This is a genomic window from Paludibaculum fermentans (assembly GCF_051172195.1).
Taxonomy (GTDB): domain Bacteria; phylum Acidobacteriota; class Terriglobia; order Bryobacterales; family Bryobacteraceae; genus Paludibaculum; species Paludibaculum fermentans_A.
Genome location: NZ_JBPJAQ010000001.1, coordinates 3138312 through 3151685 on the forward strand (window position 1 = coordinate 3138312; position 13374 = coordinate 3151685).

Sequence of the window (13374 nt, forward strand, 5' to 3'; positions counted from 1 at the left end):
GTGGGGGGTGTCGTGGGAATTTACGACAAGCGAGATAACAACCGGGCTGTTTGCTTCGTTGAGGGAAAAGAGGACTCATCCATCATGGCTACCTGGCGGCAGGACATCACTTATGCATTCCGGAGATTGAGGAAGTCGCCGGGTTTCGCGGCGGCGGCGGTGCTGTCGATTGGATTGGGCATCGCGGCGAACTCGACCATCTTCTCGATGGTGAGCGCGTTTGTGCTGAAGCCGGCTCCGGTGGGGGATCCGGCCACGCTGCTGAGCCTGTATACGCAACACAAGGGGAATTGCTGCAGCGAGTTCTCGCATCCGCTGTTTGAGGATGTGCGCGACCAGACGAAGTCGTTCGAGGGCGTGGCGGCGTATTTCCCACTGATGCCGGCCTCGATTGGGGGGAAGGGCGAGCCGACCCGGGTGTGGGGGCAGGCTGCGTCGGCGAACTATTTCGAGTTGGCTCGATTGCGGATGCCGCTGGGGCGAGGGTTTCTGCCAGGCGAAGATAAGGCCCCGGTTGTGGTGCTGAGCTACGGGCTGTGGCAGCGGCGCTTTGGCGCGGATCCGTCGATCCTGGGTGCAGGCGTGAACCTGTCGGGCAAGCCGTTCACCGTGGTGGGCGTGACGCCGGCCGGTTTTCGCGGGCTCGACCTGGGGTTGAATACGGAGCTATGGGTTCCGCTGGGGACGGTAGATCAGTTGATGCCGAAGCTGCCGGAGCGGAACAGCCGCCATGCTTCCTGGCTGATGGTGATGGCGCGGATCAAGGATGGGGTGAGCCGCGAGGCGGCGCAGGCGGAATTGACCGGTTTGGGCGCTCGCATTGCGCAGTTGTATCCGAAGAATGATGAGGGCCTGGGGTTTCATGCCGAGCAGGCCGGCGCGATGATGCCGAATCTCAAGAAGGGCGTGACGCTGTTCCTGGGTGCGCTGAGCGTGGTGGTGCTGCTGGTGCTGTGCATCGCGTGCGCGAACGTAGCGAACCTGTTGCTGGCCCAGGCTTCGGCGCGGCAGAAAGAAATGGCGGTGCGGCTGGCGTTGGGGGCGACGCGCGGCCAGTTGATCCGGCAAATGCTGGCGGAGAGCACGATGCTGGCGCTAGGCGGCGGACTGTTCGGGCTGGTGCTGTCGTTGTGGTCGACGCAGGCATTGTCGTCCTTCAAGTTGCCGATTCCGCTGCCGGTGGATTTGCGGGTGGGGGTGGATGCCCAGGTTCTGTTGTATACGTTCCTGCTAAGCGTGGGGACCGGGTTATTGTTCGGACTGGCTCCGGCGCTGGCGGCGTCGCGGCCGATTTTGGCGAGCGCGTTGAAGGGGGAAGACGTGCTCGCCCGGCCGGGCCGGCGATGGACAATGCGGAATGTGCTGGTGGTGGGGCAGGTGGCGATGTCGCTGACGCTGCTGTGCGCGACGGGGCTGTTCCTGCGGAGCCTGCAGAGCGCGTCGAACATCGAGATCGGATTCCGGTCGAAGGGGATCCTCATGATGGCGGTGGATCCGCGCTTGCACGGCTACACGCCGGAACGGACCAGCCAGTTCCTGGAGCAGATCCGCCAGCGGGCGCTGGCCCTGCCTGGGGTGACCTCGGCGGCAGTGACGGATATTGTGCCGTTGTCGATTGGCGGGACGACGAATGGCATGCATCCGGAGGGGCGTCCGGCGAAGGACGGCGAGTCCAACACGAGTGTCGATTTTTATATGGCTTCGGCCGGATATTTCGAGACGATGGGGATTGCGCGGGTGGCGGGCCGAGATTTCGCGGATGAGTCGCCGACGGCGCCCAAAGTTGCGGTGGTGAACGAGACGCTGGTGAAGAAGATGTTCCCCGGCGAGAATCCGATTGGGCAGCGGATGGTGGGCGGCGGCGGAGGACCCTACGAGATCATCGGCGTGGTGAAGAACTCGAAGTCGCGGACGCTGGGCGAAGAGCCGAGGCCGATGATGTACCGTGCTGTTTCGCAGGAGGCTGGGACGGATGTGTCGTTCATGGGGTACTCCGTGATGGTGCGGACAAATGGCAATGCTGCGGCGCTGGCGCCCGCGCTGCGGCGGGAGATCCAGACGCTGGATCCGAATATGGCGATCTTCAATGCCGAGAGCATGGAGGAGCATCTGCGCAATTCGCTGTTCCTGCCCAGGCTGGCCGGGACGCTGTTTGGAGTGTTCGGCGGGGTGGGGCTGCTGCTGGCGGCGGTGGGTTTGTATGGGGTGATGAGTTACTCGGTGAGCCGGCGGCGGCGGGAGATCGGGATCCGCATGGCGCTGGGGGCGCAAGCCGGCAATGTGCAGGGCATGATCGTGAAGCAGGGTCTGGTGATGACCGCAATCGCGACAGTGGTGGGGCTGGCGGCGGCGCTGGCGAGCGCGAAGCTGGCGGCGGGGATCCTGTATGGGGTGGAGCCGCACGATGTGACGACGTTCGTGGCCGTGCCGCTGTTCCTGGCGAGTGTGGCGCTGCTGGCGAGCTGGATTCCGGCAAGGCGGGCGGCGAAGGTGGATCCGATGACGGCGCTGCGGTATGAGTGAGCTATCAGCGGTCAGCTTTCAGCTGTCAGCTTTTGGGCGGGGGATGTTGGCAACTCAGTTTCCGCCAGCGCTTGTGGGACTGGCTCGTGCCTAGCGGGGATAGAATCGGAGCGTGCCCCGATCAGTCAGCAAGCAACGCCCAGTAGAAGTCGTTGCCGCCGCTGTCGCTGAAGAAGCAGAGCGTATTGGCCGACCACTTTCCGAGGTGGAAAAGTCCATGCTGCTGTTCTCCGAGACGAGCTGGACTCCCGGCAATACGGAGGAGATGAACTATCGGTTCGAGCAGGAGTGTGATCAGAGGCTTTTTGAGAAGAAGATGGTGGGCCTTCTCAGAGGACTCCGAAAGCGGTTGAAGCGGGAAGACCTGCAGCGGTTTGAGTCTTTCCTAGACGCTGTCCGGGCAACGGAGAAAGAAGACTACTACCTGCTAGTGATGCTCCGAGAGGCCGGCCTCGGGGTCCGGCCGCGGCGATCAATCCTCGAACGCTTGGCTGGGCTCGTGAAGTTGGTCCTGCTGGCCATCGCGATCCTCTGCGCGATTCTGGCATGCTTGTACATCCTGGACTGCTTTGGTGTGCCCGTTACGCGGGAGTCGTTAGCTTTCTTTGGCTGGGTGATCGCCATCGGGATCGCCGCGGTTTATGGAACGCTGTATCTCACGCTCGGAAAGCCGCGATTTCAAATCCTGTGGGACAGAATCGCCGACAAGTTCAAGTGGCTGGATTGAAGGGTTGGAACGTGGGTGGCCCCGCGGGTGGGGACGTTCTGGTCTGTCCACTTGGGTGGCTTCGTTTGGGTTGGAGACGTCATCGTCTAGGACAGACGAGAACGTCCCCTCAGGCCAGTTCCTTGATGCGGATGTTGCGGAACCAGACTTCGATGCCGGGGCCGGCGTGCACTTGTAGTGCTATCAGGCCGCGCTTTAGGATGCCTCGCTCGGTTTCGGTGTAGTCTACCGTGCGCATGCCGTCGAGGGTGATGGTGATGTGGTTGCCCAGGGCCTTGACCACGTAGGTGTGCCAGCCGTTCTTGTCGATCTTCTCGATGGCTGGGGCGGGGGCTTGCGCCAGGATTTTGCGGCGGCGCGATTCGTCGTAGAGACAGCCCCAATACTGCTGGCCGATGTCGGCCTGGTAGCCGAAGAGTTCGTGCGGCTGCAGGTCGTTCACGCTGCGGAACTGCACTCCGCTGTTGCCTTCGCCATTCAGGAGGCGGAACTCGAGGGCTAGTTCGAAGTCCTCGTAGGTGTCCCTGGTGCGCAGGAAGTCGTTCCACTTGAGGCCCGTGTGCTTGCCGACGATCATGCCGTCGCGGACGCTCCACAGGCCGGGCGTGTCCTGGATCCAGCCGTCGAGGTCGCGGCCGTTGAAGAGAGGGAGCCAGGCGCCGTCGGCCGGCGGAGTGGAGATGGCGCGCCCACTACGAATCGCCTCGTTGCCCCAGTGGGCGGCGTTGGCTGCGTCGACTGAAGATTCCACGGGCGCGTTGGGCTGCTTGCGGGTCTTGATGCAATCCATCCAGTTCAGGACGTGATCGATGGTGCCTTCGCGTTTGGCGTCGACGGTGAGCGAGGCCTTCCGGACGTGGGTGCGTTTGTCGTCGACACCCTTCTCCGGGTAGACCTCGATGAAGGGGCGCGTGAGGCGGAGAGTGCCTTCGGTGCCTCGGAAGAGAATGCCGCCATCTTCCATGCCCGTCACCATGGTGCTGACGTAGGAGACCTGGAAGTTCTTGGGATAGGTGAGTTCGACGCTGACGGTGTCGGGGCACTCATACCAGGGAATGAGGAAGCGGGAGCCCTGGCCTCGTGCCTCAGTGGGAACGCTGTCGCCCATGACCCAATGGACGGTGTCGATCCAGTGGGAGAAGAGGTCGGTGAGCGTGCCGTTGCCGTAGTCCCAGAACCAGCGCCACTGGCTGTAGCGCCAGGGATCGAACTCTCGCGGGCAGGCGTTGCCGAGGAACTGCTGCCATTCGAGCTTGGAGACGTCGATGCGCGGCTCCTCGCGATTCATGTAGTTCTGGTTCCACCAGGTGAGCACCTGGGTGACGGTGCCGATGCGGCCGCCCTGGATCAGCTCGCGGGCCTGCGCCATGTGCGGATAGCTGCGCTGCTGGTAGCCGACCTGGACGATGCGGCCGGATTTGCGGACGGCGTCGATGACGGTGCGGCCCTCTTCCACGGAGTGGGTGAGCGGCTTCTCGACATAGACGTCTTTGCCGGCAGCAACCGCGGCCACGGTCATAGGCACATGCCAGTGGTCGGGCGCGCCGATGACGACGGCGTCGATGTCCTTGCGGTTGAGCAGCTCTCGGAAATCGCGATGGGCGTCACCGTTGGCGTTGAGCTCCTGCTTCGCCTTGTCGATGCGGGGCTGGTAGATGTCGGCGAAGGCGGCGATGTCGGCGTTGCCGAACTCCTTGGCATAGCGGGCCACATAGGTGCCGCGGCCACCGGCGCCCACCAGGCCCACGCGCAGACGGTCGTTGGCGCCCAGGATGCGCGCATAAGAGAGCGCGCTGCCGGCAGCGATGAATCCCCGCCGCGTCATATTCCGCATATCCACCTCACTTGGCGGACTGTCTTAGTCCGCGTCAGACTTCCAGCCGAACTCGTGGTAGGACTCCAGCGCGGCTTTCACCGTGCGCATATGGAGCGTCACCGTATCTTCCAGTTTGCGCGCATATCCACCGGCCAGCGTGACGGCCACCGGTACATGCTGGCGGAGCGCGGCGTCGAACACCACGCGATCGCGCAGATACAAGCCTTCCCGGGTGAGGGAGAGCCCACCCAGCTTGTCATCATAGTATGGGTCCGACCCTGCTACGTAGACCACCAGGTCGGGCCGGAAGCCGCACACGGCGGTGTCATAGGTGGAGCGCAGTTTTTCCAGGTACTCCTGATCACCGACCCCGTCGCCGAGATGGATATCCACCGTAGAGGGGGGCTTCTCAGTGGGGTAGTTGTTGAAGTGGTGAATGGAGATGGTGAAGACGGAGGGGTCGTGCGCGAAGACGGCGGCGGTGCCGTTGCCGTGATGGACATCGCAGTCGATGATCAGGGCGGTTCGGATGAGGTGTTCCTGCTGCAGGACACGGATGGCCACAGCCATGTCGTTGATGGCGCAGAAGCCTTCGCCGTGTCCTGGGAAGGCGTGATGGAAGCCTCCGCCGATGTTGAAGCCGATGCCGTGTTGCAGGGCTTTGCGGGCGGCCAGCAGGGTGCCTCCGGCGGCGAGGAAGAACGCCTCGACCATCTTGCGGGAGTAGGGCACTTCCAGCTTGAGAATCTCGTGGTAGGTGAGCTTGCCGCTTTGGAGCTTGCCCACCCAGTCGGGGGTATGCACCAGCAGGAGTTGCTCGACCGTGGCCTGTTCGGGCGTGAGGAAGTCTTCCGGTCCGGCGACAAATTCATCGATGAGGCAGGCGCGGATCAGGCGGTACTTCTGGGAAGGGAAGACGTGTGCGCCGAACTTGAGATCGTAACCGTCGTGATAGATCAGCGGGAACGGCAGCATGGTCAGGCGCCGGCTTGCAGCGCGGTGAGAATCCCCAATCGGTAAATATCCTCGCCGGTGCAGCCGCGCGAGAGGTCGTTGGCGGGCTTGAGGAAGCCCTGGAAGAGGGGTCCGGTACAGACCGCGCCACCCAGGCGTTCCACTAGTTTGACGCTGATGTTGGCGGAGCCGACGTCGGGGAAGATGAGGGTGTTTGCCCTGCCGGCCACGGTGGAGCCAGGAGCCTTGGACTGGCCGATGCTCTGGATGAGGGCGGCGTCGGCCTGGAGTTCGCCGTCGATGTGGAGATCGGGCCGGCGGGCTTCGACGATGCGGCGGGCTTCCTTGACCTTCTCCGCCAGGGGGTGTTTGGCGCTGCCCTTGGTGGAGAAGGAGAGGAGGGCGACGATGGGTTCGACGCCGATGACGTTGCGAGTGGTTTCGGCGGTGGCGATGGCGATGTCGGCGAGTTGGGTGGGGGTCGGGTCGATCATGAGGGCCGGGTCGGCCATGGCGAGGACGCCGTTTTCACCGCATTCGCTGGCATGGGTGCAGACGATCATGACGCCTGATGCTGTTTTGATGTCGTGGCGCATGCCGATGGTCATGTGGGCGGCGCGGAAGGTGTCGGCCGTGGTGGTGGCGGCTCCGCCGACGAAGCCGTCGCCATCGCCGGAGTGGACCATGAGTCCGGCGAAGACCAGGGGGTTGAGGGCGATCTTCTCGCACTCGGCCATGGTGATGCCGCGCGACCTGCGGCGGTCGTGCAGGATGGCGGCATAGTCCTTCAGCCGGGGATTGTTCTCCGGCTGCTCGACGACGACGCAGGAGGCGACGTTGCCTTTCGGCCGGCCCATGAGGATGGGAATGACCAGTTCCTCGTGGCAGAGGCGGGAGGCGGCCTCGATGACGCGCGGGTCCTCACCCTCGGGGAAGACGATGCGTTTCTTCTTGAGCTGGCGGCGGAGCTTCTCGGTCTGCCGGCCAAAGTACTCTTGTGCGGATTCCGGAACCTGCATGAACCATCTATTCTATCCCTGCCGGGGCGCCGTGCTCGCGCGGGCGCGAAGCCGTTACAATCAGATGAGGCCGTCCGCTTTCCACTTCGGATCGCCGCGTACTTCTAATCATTCGAGAAGGGAATTTCCATGCGTAAGAAAGTTACGGTCGTAGGTGCTGGCAATGTTGGCGCAAATTGCGCGCTGCGCATTGCGGGCAAGGAACTCGCCGATGTCGTCCTCGTCGATGTGGTCGAAGGCGTCCCCCAGGGCAAAGGCCTGGACATCCTGGAATCCGGACCGGTGGAAGGCTATGACGTCATGGTCACCGGCGCCAACAGCTATGAGCCGACGGCCGATTCCGACATCGTGATCATCACGGCCGGCTTCCCGCGCAAGCCCGGCATGAGCCGCGACGACCTTCTGCTGGCCAACTACGAGATCGTGAAGAGCGCCACGGAACAGGCCGTCAAGTATTCGCCGAACGCCATCCTGATCCTGGTGACGAATCCGCTGGATGCAATGTGCTGGGTGGCCCAGCAGGTATCGAAGTTCAGCCGCAACCGCGTGATCGGCATGGCGGGCGTACTGGATACGGCGCGCTACCGTACATTCATCGCGATGGAGCTGGGCGTGTCAGTGGAGAACATCACCGCCCTGGTGCTGGGTGGCCACGGCGACACGATGGTGCCGATTGTGCGCCTGACCACGGTGGGCGGTATCCCGATTACTGAACTGTTGCCGCAGGACCGGATTGACGCGCTGGTGCAGCGCACTCGCGACGGCGGCGCCGAGATCGTGAAGTACCTGAAGACCGGCAGCGCCTACTACGCTCCGTCGGCCGCGGCTGTCGAGATGGCGGAGTCGATCCTGAAGGACAAGAAGAAGGTTCTGCCTTGTGCGGCGCTGTTGGAAGGCGAGTATGGCTATGACGGGCTGTATGTCGGCGTGCCCTGCAAATTGGGTTCGAACGGCATCGAAAAGGTCTACGAAGTGAAGCTGGAAGAGGCCGAGAAGGCCCAGTTGGATAAGAGCGCGGCCGCTGTGAAGGAACTCATTGAGGTCCTGAAGCAGAAAGCCGGCATGTAAATAGCTGATGAACGGGCCCGTCCGCGAGCCTGCCGGAGAGCAGGCAGGGCGGGCCCGCCGGCATAGGTTCGACTAAGGATTCCCCTCGTCCAAGCCGATCGTATACAATACACTGTCCATACGGACAGTTGTTCGGAGGTTTTGCCTTGGACGAAAACATGGTTCGCATTGTCAGCGGTGTCCTTGCCGTTGCCTGCGTGGTGATCATTATTCTGCGCCGCAGAGCAAAGCAGCAGAACAGCCAGAAGGACGACTTCTAGGAACAGACTGAGCCGTTAGCCGCCTGGCAGCCGGCCGCCCTGCTGCCTTCCTGAAAACCAGACTGCTGATCAGACTCTCCATGCCTCCAGCCCCTTCCAAGAAGGAACCAGCCCCCCAGATTGACGAGAAGAAGGCCTGCTTCGCGCTCGAAGTGCGTCCTTCCCCCATTCACCGTTGGGGGATTTACGCCAAAGAGCCGATTCCCAAAGGCCGCAAGATCATCGAGTACACGGGCGAGAAGATTAACCGCAAAGAGACGAACCGCCGTGCCGATGGTCCGCTGAACTACCTGTTCACGTTGACCAGCTACTGGACCATCGACGGCAGCGTGGGCGGCAGCGGAGCGCAGTACATCAATCATTGCTGCACTCCGAACTGCTATGCCTGGATCCACAAAGGCCACATTCTGTACATGTCAGCCAGGGAAATCCAGACAGGGGAAGAACTGACGATCGATTACCGGTTTGATCACGATGTCGCGGCCGTGCCCTGCGCGTGCGGAGCCGCCGACTGCCGGGGCACGATCAATCTCAAGAAGGAACCAAAGCCGCGGAAGCCGGCGGCCCGGGAAGCCGCGAAAAAGGCCGTGAAGAAGACGGCAAAAAGCGTCAAAACCACGGAGAAGAAGCGGTCCAGGTGAGTTGGCCGTCGCGCTCGAGTGCGAGAAGCCGGTTGTACTTCGACAATCTCGACGAGCGGGTAATGGATCCGACTTTGATCTGGCCCGCGCCGGAGGCACAGGCGAGATCGGCCAGGAAGTTGTCTTCCGTCTCGCCGCTGCGGGCCGAGACGACGGCGCGCCAGCCAGCCTGAGCGGCAAGCTGGAGGACTTCAAATGTCTCGGTAATGGTGCCAATCTGGTTCATCTTCACCAGCACGGCGTTGGCCGATTGAGCGGTGATGCCCTGGCGCAGACGGATCGGGTTTGTGGTGAAGAAGTCATCTCCAATCAATTGCATACGGGCGCCGAGGCGCTGTGTCAGGCGGGCCCAGCCGACCCAGTCGTCCTGATCGAGACCGTCCTCCAGCGACCGGATGGGGTATTGCCCTGCCCAGGTTTCGTAAAGGTCGATTAGTTCATCGACGTCCAGGGTGCGGCCCTCGGAACGAAGGACATAACGCCCGTCCTCATAGAAGTGCGACGAGGCGGCATCGATGGCGATGGAGACGTCTTCCCCGGGCCTAAACCCTGCGTTCTCAATCGCCTGCGTCAGGATGATGAGGGCTGCCTCGTTGGAGGGCAGAAGCGGCCCCCAGCCGCCCTCGTCGGCCACTCCCGTGACGGGATAGCCGCGTTCGTCCAGGATCCTGCGAGTTTCCCGATGGATGGTGACGATGGCGTGGAGCGATTCGGAATAGGTAGGCAAGCCATGCGCAACGGCCAGGAAGTCCTGGAATTCCACCTGGCGGCCGGCGTGGAGGCCCCCGGAGAGAATGTTGACCATCGGCAATGGCAGGGTCGGCTTCGTATTGTGCTGGCGGGCAAGGGTTTGCCAGAGCGGCTCGTGGTTGGACCGGCTGACGGCGCGGGCGACGGCGCAACTGATGCCGAGAATCGCGTTGGCACCCAAACGGGCTTTGGAGGAGGTGCCGTCGAGCTCGATCATGCGCTGGTCGATGGCGGCCTGGTCCGTCGCGTCCAAGCCGGTCACGGCGGCGGCCAGTTCCGTTTCGACGTTGCGGCAGGCGCGGGTTACGCCTTTGCCGGCATAGAGTTGTGGGTCCCCATCGCGGAGCTCGACGGCTTCGTGACGGCCGGTGGAGGCTCCGGATGGCACCTGGGCGGTCGCGGAGATGCCGTTACTCAGAGTGGCCTCGACCTCGAGGGTGGGCACTCCGCGGGAATCGAGAATCTGCAGGGCGCGCAGTTTGGCGATGGTTAAGCTCATGAGAAGGCTCTTTCGAAGGCTTCGGCGGCGGAGGATGGCGGGGCGAGGATCAACTGCGTGGCGGCGGTCCGGACATGGTTCCTGACGGGCTCGGCCAGGTACTCGGCTGGGGATTTGCCATCGACCCTGGCGAGGAGCAGGCAGCCGAGGTGGCGCATGGCGGCGGGTTCGAGCCAGGAGTAGTGTGGTCCGGTGGTTTCGAGGAGAGCACTCCAGAACGTGGACGAGGCTGCCGCGTAGTCACGACGGCTGGCGGGGCGGTGGAAGGCCTTGAGCAGGAGATGGTTGGTGAGGAAGGCGGCATCGAAGGAGGGATCGCCCCAGTGGACGACCTCCCAGTCGATGGTCATCATCGACTGATCGGTGACCAGCAGGTTCTTCGGGCTAAAGTCGCCATGGACGAGAGAAACGCGGCGTTCAGAGGACTCCTCTATGAGTGAGGCGAAGTGTCTGGCGAGAGCGGGATGCCTGGCGGCGGTGCTGCGATAGTACGGGTCCACCCGCAGTTCATGAAAGACCGTCTGGTCACCAAAATCGGACTGCCAGCGCGGATGCAATTCACTCTGGAGGATCCAGGTGCCCAGCAGGGTGCCGGCCCGGGCGGCGTGGTCCAGGCGGATTTCGCCTTTGAGCAGCGGCGACTTCCAGGGTTCGGCTTCCTGGGGTGCGGCTTCCATGGCGAAGAGGAAGTTCTCCTGATCTTCCATCAGGATAGCGGGCACGCTGCCTGTTGGGAGCAAGCCGGCCAGCTCACGCATGATCTGGGATTCGCGGAAGATGCGGTCGCGGCGGCAGAGCCACTCCTGTTCGACCCGCAGGCGTTCGAGTGACTGTTTGAAGACGCAGCGCAGGCCGGGGGCGCGCACGAGCAGGACGTGGTTGGAGACACCTCCGCCCAGTGATTCCACGTGGAGGTTGGCGGGATCGATGGACAACCGGGCGGCGATCCAGCTCTTGGCTTGGAGTGAGTCGAGTTCCAGCAAGCTTCGACGATTGTACCGGAACCGGCCCGCGCGGGTTACTTGCGAAGGAAGCTGAAGAGACTGGAGAGCGAGGAAGTTTTGGGCGCCACGCTGGTGGCTTCCTTGCCGGAGAGCTTTTCGGCGAGGCTCATCAGGCTGCGTCCGACGGCCGCCCCGGGCGGAATGGGCTTGCCTTCCACTAGGGCCTTCTGAACGTCCTCATAGTCGCTGGGGATGAGGTGGTAGACGTCGCAATGGAGTGCGGCTTCGATGACATCGCGGCTGAGGCCGATGTCTTTGTGGTAGCGATTGACCAGGATGCGGACCTTCGAACGGTCGACTCGATTGCGGTCGAGGTAGGCGAGAGAGCGCTGGGTGGCCTGGAGGGCTGGCAGTTCGTTGGTGGTGACGAGCAGGAGTTCGTCGCAGAGTCGTGCGAGCGTGAGGCTCCATTGTCCATAGGCGCCGTTGCAATCCAGGATGACGACCTCATACATCGAGCGGGCGAAGTCGACAATGGCGGCGGCGTTATAGTTTTCGTCGATACCGTGGACGGGCTGGTCGGGCGCGAGGGCGACATCGACGCCTCCGGCGGACTGAACCATGCCTTTCCAGATGTCTTCGTCCAGTTGGCCGCCACGGGTGAGTGCTTCCATGAAACTGTAGTTCTGTTTCAATTTCAACTGGAATGAAATGGTGCCGGTGAGCGGGTCGAGATCGGCCAGCAGGACCTTTTTGGCGCCGAGTTTGCGGTAGTAGTGAGCCAGGTTGCAGGCAATGGTGGAGGCGCCGCACGCACCCTTGGCCGGCATGACGCAATAGACCTTGGCGCTGGCTTGGCCCTTGCCGCGATGCTGGGCGGAGAGCCGTTCCATCGCGGAGATGAAATGCTCGGCGGTGAGCGGCTGAAACAGGAATTCGGTGGCGCCCTGGCGCAACGTGCGCAGAATGAACTCGGAATCGTTGCCGGCGTGCAGGGCGACGATGGGCAACTTGGCGTCGAGCATAGAGAGGTCGCTGAGGAGCGCGAGCGCCCACTCGCGGTTGGTCTCGACATCGACGAAGCAGAGATTGATGCCTTGTTCCTGCAAGGCGTCGCCCAGCAGCGCTCTAGTGGGATAGTCCTTCAACTCGATCACGGGAGAGAACGGGACGTGCTCAGCCAACAACGGCGTGAGTTCACCACTCAGTTTGGTGTTGGGGCAAATGACCAGGATTTTCCATTGGCCGAAATTGTGACTGGTCGAAGAAGCGGACATCAAGTTTCCTTCTGCGGCTGAACCCTACTAAGGACCTATCGGTAAGACAAACGGAAAACTTGAGAGGGTTGCACCCCGCTTGGGACTAAGTTCCCAGAAGACCGTTCCGCAGGGCGGCCGGCGAGGCAAAGAAAAGCCAGCAGGCTGGCCGGGGAGCGGGTTCCGTACGCAAGTTATTCCTATGACTCACGGTAACTACAAGAGTAGTGTTGGTTTATGCGAGACCCAGCCTGCCACGGCCGAGGGAATCAGAGCCCTGTTGGGCGGCAGTGAAGACCTGAGCTGCCGGTGGGCGGTTCCGAATCTGCTGGTTGGCCTGCAACTGGCGCGGCAGCAACCCGTGCAAACCCTGGTGCTGGACAAGAGTTTCGGGCAGCAGGCGGTGATTTCGGCCCTGGGCGAATTGCGGGAGACGCTGCCGGACGTGGGCGCAATTGTGTGGGGGAATTCGATGAACGAGGCGGAGGCGCTGAGGTTGCTGCAGGCCGGGGCGCGCGGATTGTTGCGGAAGACGGCGGATCTGGCCACGATCCTCACCTGCATCCGGGCGGTATCCGACGGGACAACCTGGATGGAAGATTGCGTTTTCCGGGAAACGGTCAGGGCCGACCGGTCGACCCGGAACGACCTGACGATGCGGGAGCAGCAGGTGCTCGTGCTGGTGGAGCAGGGGATGAAGAACAAGGAGATCGCGCTGGAATTGGGTATCAGGCCTGGTACGGTGAAGATTCACCTGAAGCATATCTTTGAAAAGACAGGGGTCCATGGGCGGTATGGATTGGCCCTGAATGGGATGCGGGTGAGAGGCGTAATTCCCGTTCAGCCCGTCACGGCATACTCTCCGCTGGTCTAGGGTTCCGGACAGGGCGCCGTGAGGGCGCATGATATCCTGACAG

At 62.6% G+C, this 13374-nt stretch carries 11 protein-coding genes; 5 read left to right on the top strand and 6 right to left on the bottom strand.

Going from position 1 to position 13374, the window contains the following annotated elements:
- Positions 1-84: 84 nt before the first annotated feature.
- Together ACR9Y2_RS12795 and ACR9Y2_RS12800 are read left to right on the top strand one after the other, a co-directional pair.
- Positions 85-2523, top strand: a complete 2439-nt coding sequence (locus tag ACR9Y2_RS12795; RefSeq protein ID WP_435041692.1) for an ABC transporter permease — start codon at positions 85-87, stop codon at positions 2521-2523.
- Positions 2524-2740: 217 nt separating this feature from the next.
- Entirely contained in the window at positions 2741-3250 is a 510-nt protein-coding gene (locus ACR9Y2_RS12800; RefSeq protein WP_435041693.1) for a hypothetical protein, read from the top strand.
- Between the two features lie 109 nt (positions 3251-3359).
- On the opposite strand, the gene ACR9Y2_RS12805 is transcribed toward ACR9Y2_RS12800, so the two are convergent.
- From ACR9Y2_RS12805 to ACR9Y2_RS12815, 3 genes are read right to left on the bottom strand one after another with little or no spacing between them, the layout of a single operon-like run.
- On the bottom strand, positions 3360-5075 hold the full coding sequence (locus ACR9Y2_RS12805) for a family 16 glycoside hydrolase (RefSeq protein WP_435041694.1): 1716 nt from the start codon (positions 5073-5075) through the stop codon (positions 3360-3362).
- A gap of 33 nt (positions 5076-5108) precedes the next feature.
- Positions 5109-6041: a histone deacetylase family protein gene (locus ACR9Y2_RS12810; RefSeq protein ID WP_435041696.1), complete on the bottom strand. Its 933-nt coding sequence runs from the start codon at positions 6039-6041 to the stop codon at positions 5109-5111.
- A 2-nt stretch (positions 6042-6043) separates the two neighbouring features.
- Positions 6044-7039: a phosphate acyltransferase gene (locus ACR9Y2_RS12815; protein ID WP_435041697.1), complete on the bottom strand. Its 996-nt coding sequence runs from the start codon at positions 7037-7039 to the stop codon at positions 6044-6046.
- A gap of 129 nt (positions 7040-7168) precedes the next feature.
- On the opposite strand from ACR9Y2_RS12815, the gene mdh reads away from it, so the two are divergent.
- Entirely contained in the window at positions 7169-8107 is a 939-nt protein-coding gene (mdh, locus tag ACR9Y2_RS12820; RefSeq protein ID WP_435041698.1) for a malate dehydrogenase, read from the top strand.
- A gap of 340 nt (positions 8108-8447) precedes the next feature.
- Entirely contained in the window at positions 8448-9008 is a 561-nt protein-coding gene (locus tag ACR9Y2_RS12825) for an SET domain-containing protein (RefSeq protein ID WP_435041700.1), read from the top strand.
- Here ACR9Y2_RS12825 and eno read toward each other — a convergent pair.
- From eno to ACR9Y2_RS12840, 3 genes are read right to left on the bottom strand one after another with little or no spacing between them, the layout of a single operon-like run.
- Positions 8977-10257 carry a phosphopyruvate hydratase gene (gene eno, locus ACR9Y2_RS12830; protein WP_435041701.1) on the bottom strand — a complete coding sequence of 427 codons (1281 nt, stop codon included), beginning with the start codon at positions 10255-10257 and terminating at the stop codon, positions 8977-8979. The genes ACR9Y2_RS12825 and eno overlap by 32 nt on opposite strands.
- Positions 10254-11240: a phosphotransferase family protein gene (locus ACR9Y2_RS12835; RefSeq protein ID WP_435041702.1), complete on the bottom strand. Its 987-nt coding sequence runs from the start codon at positions 11238-11240 to the stop codon at positions 10254-10256. The genes eno and ACR9Y2_RS12835 overlap by 4 nt, the downstream gene beginning before the upstream one ends.
- 35 nt (positions 11241-11275) lie before the next feature.
- Positions 11276-12478: an AAA family ATPase gene (locus tag ACR9Y2_RS12840; RefSeq protein WP_435041703.1), complete on the bottom strand. Its 1203-nt coding sequence runs from the start codon at positions 12476-12478 to the stop codon at positions 11276-11278.
- A 181-nt stretch (positions 12479-12659) separates the two neighbouring features.
- Between ACR9Y2_RS12840 and ACR9Y2_RS12845 the strand changes: the two genes are divergently transcribed.
- Positions 12660-13331 (top strand): LuxR C-terminal-related transcriptional regulator, encoded by a 672-nt coding sequence (locus ACR9Y2_RS12845; RefSeq protein ID WP_435041704.1) that lies wholly within the window; start codon positions 12660-12662, stop codon positions 13329-13331.
- Positions 13332-13374 lie beyond the last annotated feature (43 nt).